Genomic DNA, 1,882 nt, shown 5'->3' on the forward strand with positions numbered 1-1,882 from the left:
ATGAACACAAAGCAATAAAAACAACAACGAAGTCAATTCGCTAGTTAAGTAATTTATGAGTCACAAACTTTTATATGAGAGTTTGATCCTGGCTCAGGACGAACGCTGGCGGCGTGCCTAATACATGCAAGTCGAACGAGTTTTGTTTTAAGGATCAAGGTGCTTGCACCGAGAGAATTAGAATGAAACGAGTGGCGGACGGGTGAGTAACACGTGGGTAACCTACCCTAAAGTGGGGGATAACATTTGGAAACAGATGCTAATACCGCATAACGAACGAAGCCACATGGCTTTGTTCTGAAAGATGGCGTAAGCTATCACTTTTGGATGGACCCGCGGCGTATTAGCTAGTTGGTGAGGTAACGGCTCACCAAGGCGATGATACGTAGCCGACCTGAGAGGGTGATCGGCCACATTGGGACTGAGACACGGCCCAAACTCCTACGGGAGGCAGCAGTAGGGAATCTTCCACAATGGACGAAAGTCTGATGGAGCAACGCCGCGTGAGTGAAGAAGGTTTTCGGATCGTAAAACTCTGTTATCGGAGAAGAACGTACTTGGTAGTAACTGGCCAGGTAGTGACGGTATCCGATCAGAAAGCCACGGCTAACTACGTGCCAGCAGCCGCGGTAATACGTAGGTGGCAAGCGTTGTCCGGATTTATTGGGCGTAAAGCGAGTGCAGGCGGTTTTTTAAGTCTGATGTGAAAGCCTTCGGCTTAACCGAAGAAATGCATTGGAAACTGGGGAACTTGAGTGCAGAAGAGGAGAGTGGAACTCCATGTGTAGCGGTGAAATGCGTAGATATATGGAAGAACACCAGTGGCGAAGGCGGCTCTCTGGTCTGTAACTGACGCTGAGGCTCGAAAGCGTGGGTAGCAAACAGGATTAGATACCCTGGTAGTCCACGCCGTAAACGATGAGTGCTAAGTGTTGGGGGGTTTCCGCCCCTCAGTGCTGCAGCTAACGCATTAAGCACTCCGCCTGGGGAGTACGACCGCAAGGTTGAAACTCAAAGGAATTGACGGGGGCCCGCACAAGCGGTGGAGCATGTGGTTTAATTCGAAGCAACGCGAAGAACCTTACCAGGTCTTGACATCTAGCGCCAATCTTAGAGATAAGACGTTCCCTTCGGGGACGCTAAGACAGGTGGTGCATGGTTGTCGTCAGCTCGTGTCGTGAGATGTTGGGTTAAGTCCCGCAACGAGCGCAACCCTTATGATTAGTTGCCAGCATTCAGTTGGGCACTCTAGTCAGACTGCCGGTGACAAACCGGAGGAAGGTGGGGATGACGTCAAATCATCATGCCCCTTATGACCTGGGCTACACACGTGCTACAATGGCTAGTACAACGAGTTGCGAGACCGCGAGGTCAAGCTAATCTCTAAAAGCTAGTCTCAGTTCGGATTGTAGGCTGCAACTCGCCTACATGAAGTTGGAATCGCTAGTAATCGCGGATCAGCACGCCGCGGTGAATACGTTCCCGGGCCTTGTACACACCGCCCGTCACACCATGAGAGTTTGTAACACCCAAAGCCGGTGAGGTAACCCGTAAGGGAGCTAGCCGTCTAAGGTGGGACAGATGATTAGGGTGAAGTCGTAACAAGGTAGCCGTAGGAGAACCTGCGGCTGGATCACCTCCTTTCTAAGGAAACGATCAGTTGAGGTAAAAGTCAACAGATCAACGGAACCTGCATAGAAACTTTGTTCAGTTTTGAGAGGTCTACTCTCAAACAGAATTAACGCTTAATCGGGCCTATAGCTCAGCTGGTTAGAGCGCACGCCTGATAAGCGTGAGGTCGATGGTTCAAGTCCATTTAGGCCCATTGCTTTGAAGGAAGCATAGTTAGATGGGGGTTTAGCTCAGATGGGAGAGCGCCTGC

1 tRNA gene and 1 rRNA gene are annotated in these 1,882 nt (G+C 50.5%); both read left to right on the top strand.

Going from position 1 to position 1,882, the window contains the following annotated elements:
• Positions 1 to 70 precede the first annotated feature (70 nt).
• Positions 71 to 1,644 (top strand): 16S ribosomal RNA (locus tag EKM67_RS10295).
• A 107-nt stretch (positions 1,645 to 1,751) separates the two neighbouring features.
• Positions 1,752 to 1,825: transfer RNA gene (locus tag EKM67_RS10300), tRNA-Ile, on the top strand.
• Positions 1,826 to 1,882: the final 57 nt, after the last annotated feature.

It is taken from the genome of Lapidilactobacillus mulanensis, from assembly GCF_003946215.1.
In the GTDB taxonomy this organism is placed as follows: Bacteria; Bacillota; Bacilli; order Lactobacillales; family Lactobacillaceae; genus Lapidilactobacillus; species Lapidilactobacillus mulanensis.